The sequence below is a fragment of the Rathayibacter sp. AY1A5 genome, assembly GCF_002930875.1.
Classification (GTDB): domain Bacteria; phylum Actinomycetota; class Actinomycetes; order Actinomycetales; family Microbacteriaceae; genus Rathayibacter.
On the sequence record NZ_PSTM01000042.1, the window covers coordinates 1 to 5404 of the forward strand.

Sequence of the window (5404 nt, forward strand, 5' to 3'; positions counted from 1 at the left end):
GCGGCGGCGCAGCTCCTCGGCGGTCGCCGCGTCGACGGGCTCGGAGCCGAAGAGGCGGCGGTCGGTCAGCGCCAGCAGCCACTCGACCTCGACGTGCACCCGCGCGCGGTTCAGCCCCGCCTCCGAGAGGTACTCGCCGAGCGACGAGACGGCACCGCTGTAGCGGCCGTCGAGGGGGCTCAGCGGCTGGGTGGGGAGCGAGGTCATGCGGTGGTGCCTTCCGGTTCTCAGGTGTCCTGCGCGAGGGCGGCGCGCGCGTCGGTGGAGTCGGGGCGGACCGAGCGGTTGCCGCGCAGTCCTGGTTCGATCTGGGCGAAGAGGGCCCGGCAGGCGCGCTCGATGAGCGCGAGCACCGAGTCGAACGCCGCCGCATCGGAATAGTAGGGGTCGGGGACGTCGCCCTGCGGGGAGAGGCCGGGCTCGAAGTCGAGCAGGCGGCGGATCTTCTGCCGGTCGACCTCGGTGCGCGCCCAGGAGCGCAGCGCGCGCTCGTGCCCGTGGTCGAGCGCGACGACCAGGTCGAACTCGGCGAAGCGGGACGGGTCGAAGAGCTGGGCGCGGTGGCGGCCCCCGTCGAAGCCGTGACGCTCCAGCGCCGCGAGGGCGCGGCTGTCGGCGTGCTCGCCGAGGTGCCACTCGCCGGTGCCGGCCGAGCTGATCTCGATCGCGGAGCCGAGCCCCGCCTGCTCCGCCAGGGAGCGCAGCACCACCTCGGCCATCGGCGACCGGCAGATGTTGCCGGTGCAGACGAAGCACACGGCGAAGGCCGAGGGCGCAGGGGAGTCGGGGGTCACCCGCCCATCATGGCGCACCGCGGCTCCTCCACAGCAGGCCGATCGCGGCCGCCGTCCACCGATGGCGCGCGCGGCCTCCTGGGCGGCGGCGGCGCGGCCGATACTGGCTGCCGAGCCCGCTGTGTCAGTCCTGACGGCGGCGGAGGAAGGGGCGCAGGAGGAGGCCGATGAACCAGTTCACCAGGGCGAGCACGAGGGCGCCGAGCACGCCCCACCAGAAGCCGTCCACGACGAGGCCGAAGCCGAAGAGGCCGCTGATCCAGGCGGTCAGGAGCAGCAGGAGGCCGTTGACGAGGAACGAGACCAGGCCGAGCGTCAGCACGTACAGGGGGAACGCGACCACCCGCACCACTCCGCCGACGACGGCGTTGACGACGCCGAAGATCACCGCCACCAGCAGGTACGTGAGGACAGCCGCGGCGGGGCCCTCCTCGTACGGGTCCACGCGCACGCCCGCCACGACCAGGGTCGTGAGCCAGATCGCGACGGCGTTGGTCAGGAGGCCGAGGAGGAGTCTGCTCATGCCTCCACTATCGCCGCAGGCGGGGCGGGCCGCGAGCCGGGGCTCAGGTGAGGGGCCCGCCGATGGTCGGCTCGGGCGCAGGAGTGCAGAGGCGGGGGTCGTCGGCGCAGGTCCGCGGAGGGAGCACCGCGGTGGGCTCGGGCTGCGGCAGGGGCTCCGCCGTCGGCTGCGGGGCCTCGGTCGGCTCGGGGGCGGGCGCGGGAGCCGGCTCCGGAGCCGGGGGATCGGGCGTCGGCTCCTGGGTGGGCGCGGGCGCCGTGGTCGGCCGGGGAGCTGCGGGAGGCGCGGGGCGCGGAGGAGGAGCGAATCCGCTGCCCGGCTCCGGGACCAGCGGCTCGCGCGCCTCGATCACGGCGACGGCCAGCGGAGCGACCGCGGCTCCCGAGGCGAGAGCGCTCCGGAGCTGCTCGACCGCGTCGGTCAGCACCGCCCGCCGGGACGTCGATCCGCGACCGGAGGCGAGGGTCGACGTGGCGAGGCCGAGCACGCGCTCGGCCAGCGCCGTCCGCTGCTCCCCGGCCGCGGTCGTCGCGGTGGTGATGGCGTCGGCCGAGACTCCCTCGAGCGCTGCGTTCAGGGATCCGATCGCCACCAGCAGATCGGTGCGGGCCGCGCCCGCGACGGTGCCGTCGGTCGCAGTGAGGAGCGCGAGCGAGTCGTCCCGCAGCGCGAGGCCGGCCTCGCGCGCGGCGGTGTAGGCCGGGGGAGCGGCGACGTCGATGGACGTCTCGCGGAGAGTCGGGGTCGCCTGCGTGCCCTCCGCGGAGGGCGTGCATCCGGTGAGCGCGCCGGCGGCGACGAGCAGGGCGATCGCGGCCGTGGCGCCCCGGAGGAGCGGGCGCGCACCCCCGCGCCGCTCGGCTCGCCCTCGACTCCGCATCACTGCACCCTAATCGGGGGACGGCCGCCGTGGGCGCCGGTCAGTGGGGCGGTTCGCGCATCCGAGACCCGGGTCGGCCGCACCTCCGGGCCGCACCGGCGGCGCTCGACCGGTGGGAAGGGGGCCCGGCGCACACCCGTCGAGGGCGGGGGACGGCGCGCGCGGAACGGCGGGGCGCCCGCCGCCGCGCCGCCTAGCATGGGGCGGGTGACCGACCAGCAGGAGCCTCCCGTCCGCCTCCGCCCCGAGATCCTGGCGCTCCCCGCCTACAAGCAGGGCCGCGCGGCCGCCGCCGACGCCTTCAAGCTCTCCTCCAACGAGAACCCGTTCGACCCGCTGCCCTCCGTGCTCGCGCGGGTCCGCGAGGTGGACGACTTCAACCGGTACCCGGACGCGGCGGCGACCGCCCTGCGCACAGCGCTCGCCGCGGAGTACGGCGTCCCGATCGAGGAGGTGATCGTCGGAGCCGGCTCCGTCGCGGTCATCGCCCAGCTCATCACCGCGGCGGCGGGCCCGGGCGACGAGGTCGTCTACGCCTGGCGCTCGTTCGAGGCGTACCCCTCGCTCGTCACGACCGCGGGCGCCACCAGCGTGCGCGTGCCGCTCCGCGCCGACGACACCCACGACCTCGACGCCATGGCGCAGGCCGTCACCGAGCGCACCCGCCTGCTGATCGTCTGCAGCCCCAACAACCCCACCGGCACCGTCGCGACCGCCGACGACGTCGAGGCGCTCCTCGAGCGCGTCCCGGGCGACGTCCTCGTGCTCCTCGACGAGGCCTACGCCGAGTTCGTCGACGACGAGCGGGCCGTGGACGGCACCCGCCTTCTCGGCCGCTACCCCAACCTCGTGATCGCCCGCACCTTCTCCAAGGCGTACGGCCTCGCCGGCCTCCGCGTCGGCTACGCGATCGGCCACGCGCGGATCCTCGACGCCGCCCGTTCCACCGCCATCCCGCTCTCGGTCACCCGGTTCGCCGAGACCGCGGCGGTCGCCTCCCTCGAGCACCGCGAGGAGCTCCTCGAGCGCGTCCACCGCATCACCCGCCTCCGCGACGACCTCTGGCGGGCGCTGCTCGACCAGGGCTGGACGATCCCGGAGTCGCAGGCGAACTTCCTCTGGTTCGACACCCGCGAGGACACGGCGCGGGCCGCCGAGGTCTTCGAGCGCGCCGGGGTCGTGGTCCGCGCGTTCCCGCCGGAGGGGATCCGCGTCTCCGTCGGCGAGGCGCGCTCTGTCGACAAGCTCCTCAGCGCGGCGGCCGAGATTGTGGCTTCCCTCCCCGAGGGCCACCCCGCGAGACGGATAGGTTAGTCGGGTGGTAGCCACCAGCACGGAGTCGCCGACTGTCCAGTTCCTCTCCGCGGACGGGCGGTTCTCGCCGACCCCCGCGGCCGAGCAGTACGCCTCCTACCTCGACGGGGTGGACGAGGCGCAGCACCGCTCCTTCTACCGCGAGATGGCGGTGGTCCGCCGCTTCGACACCGAGGCCGCGAACCTGCAGCGCCAGGGCCAGCTCGGACTGTGGGTCCCGAGCCACGGGCAGGAGGCGGCGCAGGTCGGCTCCGCGTTCGCGATGCGCCCGCAGGACCACGTGTTCCCCTCCTACCGCGAGCACGTCGTCGGCAAGATCCGCGGCATCGACCTGCTCGGCGTCCTCGCGCTCCTGCGCGGCACGACGCACGGCGGCTGGGACCCGACCGACCCGACGAACGGGAACTTCCACCTCTACACGCTGGTGCTCGGCTCGCAGGCCCTGCACGCGACCGGCTACGCGATGGGCCTCACCCTCGACGGAGCGACCGGCACGGGCGACCCCGAGAAGGACGCGGCCGTCGTCGTCTACTTCGGCGACGGCGCCTCCAGCCAGGGCGACGTCAGCGAGGCGATGGTCTTCGCCGCGAGCTACCAGGCTCCCGAGGTCTTCTTCCTCCAGAACAACCACTACGCGATCTCGGTCCCCGTGGCCACGCAGTCGCGCAGCCCCCTCTACCTCCGCTCCTCCGGCTTCGGCATCCCCGGCGTGCAGATCGACGGCAACGACGTGCTCGCGAGCTACGCGGTCACCGCCAAGCACCTGCAGGACGCGCGCTCCGGCGGCGGTCCCCAGTTCATCGAGGCGCTGACCTACCGGATCGGCGCGCACACCTCGAGTGACGACCCGACGAAGTACCGCACCGACGACGAGCTCGCCTCGTGGGTCGCGAAGGACCCGATCACCCGCTTCGCCGCGTTCCTGCGGAGCGAGGGCGTGGAGCAGTCCTTCTTCGACGAGGTCGACGAGGAGGCGAAGGACTTCGCGTCCGACATCCGCCGCCGCCTCCTCGCCCTCGAGGTCCCTCCCACGGGCGTCATGTTCGACCACGTCTACTCGGAGCCGCACGTGCTCGTCGAGGAGCAGAAGGCGTGGCTGCAGCGCTACGAAGAATCGTTCGGAGGCGAGTGATGACGATCGACACCAGCACGACGGCCGCGCAGCCGCCCCTCACCGGGTCGCAGCTCGAGTCCATGTCCATGGCCAAGGCGCTCAACGCCGGCCTCCGCCGCGCGATGACGCAGGACGACCGAGTCCTCCTGATGGGCGAGGACATCGGCCCCCTGGGCGGCGTCTTCCGCATCACCGAGGGCCTGCACGCCGAGTTCGGGGCGAAGCGCGTGCTCGACACGCCGCTCGCCGAGTCCGGCATCGTCGGCACCGCGATCGGGCTCGCGATGCGCGGCTTCCGCCCGGTCTGCGAGATCCAGTTCGACGGGTTCATCTACCCGGCGTTCGACCAGATCACCTCGCAGCTGGCCAAGATGACCAACCGCCACGAGGGTGCGATCACCATGCCCGTCGTCATCCGCGTGCCCTACGGCGGGCACATCGGAGCGGTCGAGCACCACCAGGAGAGCAACGAGGCGTACTTCGCGCACACCGCGGGCCTGCGCGCGGTCAGCCCGTCGACTCCCAACGACGCCTACTGGATGATCCAGGAGGCCATCGCCTCGGACGACCCCGTCATGTTCTTCGAGCCCAAGAGCCGCTACTGGCCCAAGGGCGACGTCGACCTCAGCGGGTCCGCCGCGCCGCTGCACGCCAGCCGCGTCGTCCGCCAGGGCACCGAGGTCACGCTGGTCGGCTGGGGCCCGATGGTCGCCGTCCTCCTCCAGGCCGCCGAGCTCGCGGGCGAGGAGGGCACGAGCGTCGAGGTCGTCGACCTGCGC

The 5404-nt window shown here is 73.8% G+C and carries 6 protein-coding genes and 1 pseudogene; 3 read left to right on the forward strand and 4 right to left on the reverse strand.

Going from position 1 to position 5404, the window contains the following annotated elements:
- The 4 genes and pseudogenes from C5B98_RS16350 to C5B98_RS16365 form a co-directional block, all read right to left on the reverse strand.
- A pseudogene (locus C5B98_RS16350) lies at positions 1 to 207 on the reverse strand (adenylosuccinate lyase); the annotation flags it as partial.
- A gap of 20 nt (positions 208 to 227) precedes the next feature.
- Positions 228 to 794 carry a low molecular weight protein-tyrosine-phosphatase gene (locus C5B98_RS16355; protein ID WP_181027248.1) on the reverse strand — a complete coding sequence of 189 codons (567 nt, stop codon included), beginning with the start codon at positions 792 to 794 and terminating at the stop codon, positions 228 to 230.
- A 124-nt stretch (positions 795 to 918) separates the two neighbouring features.
- A complete protein-coding gene (locus C5B98_RS16360; protein WP_104225199.1) occupies positions 919 to 1317 on the reverse strand; it encodes a phage holin family protein in 399 nt (132 codons plus the stop codon).
- Positions 1318 to 1360: 43 nt separating this feature from the next.
- A complete protein-coding gene (locus tag C5B98_RS16365; protein WP_104328117.1) occupies positions 1361 to 2197 on the reverse strand; it encodes a hypothetical protein in 837 nt (278 codons plus the stop codon).
- Positions 2198 to 2395: 198 nt separating this feature from the next.
- Here C5B98_RS16365 and hisC point away from each other — a divergent pair, with 198 nt between their 5' ends.
- From hisC to C5B98_RS16380, 3 genes are all read left to right on the forward strand, one after another.
- Positions 2396 to 3511: a histidinol-phosphate transaminase gene (hisC, locus tag C5B98_RS16370; protein ID WP_104226632.1), complete on the forward strand. Its 1116-nt coding sequence runs from the start codon at positions 2396 to 2398 to the stop codon at positions 3509 to 3511.
- Between the two features lie 4 nt (positions 3512 to 3515).
- Positions 3516 to 4643 (forward strand): thiamine pyrophosphate-dependent dehydrogenase E1 component subunit alpha, encoded by a 1128-nt coding sequence (locus C5B98_RS16375; protein WP_104226633.1) that lies wholly within the window; start codon positions 3516 to 3518, stop codon positions 4641 to 4643.
- A gap of 62 nt (positions 4644 to 4705) precedes the next feature.
- Positions 4706 to 5404, forward strand: a 699-nt coding sequence (locus tag C5B98_RS16380) for a transketolase C-terminal domain-containing protein (protein ID WP_181065572.1), incomplete at its 3' end; no start/stop codon positions are given.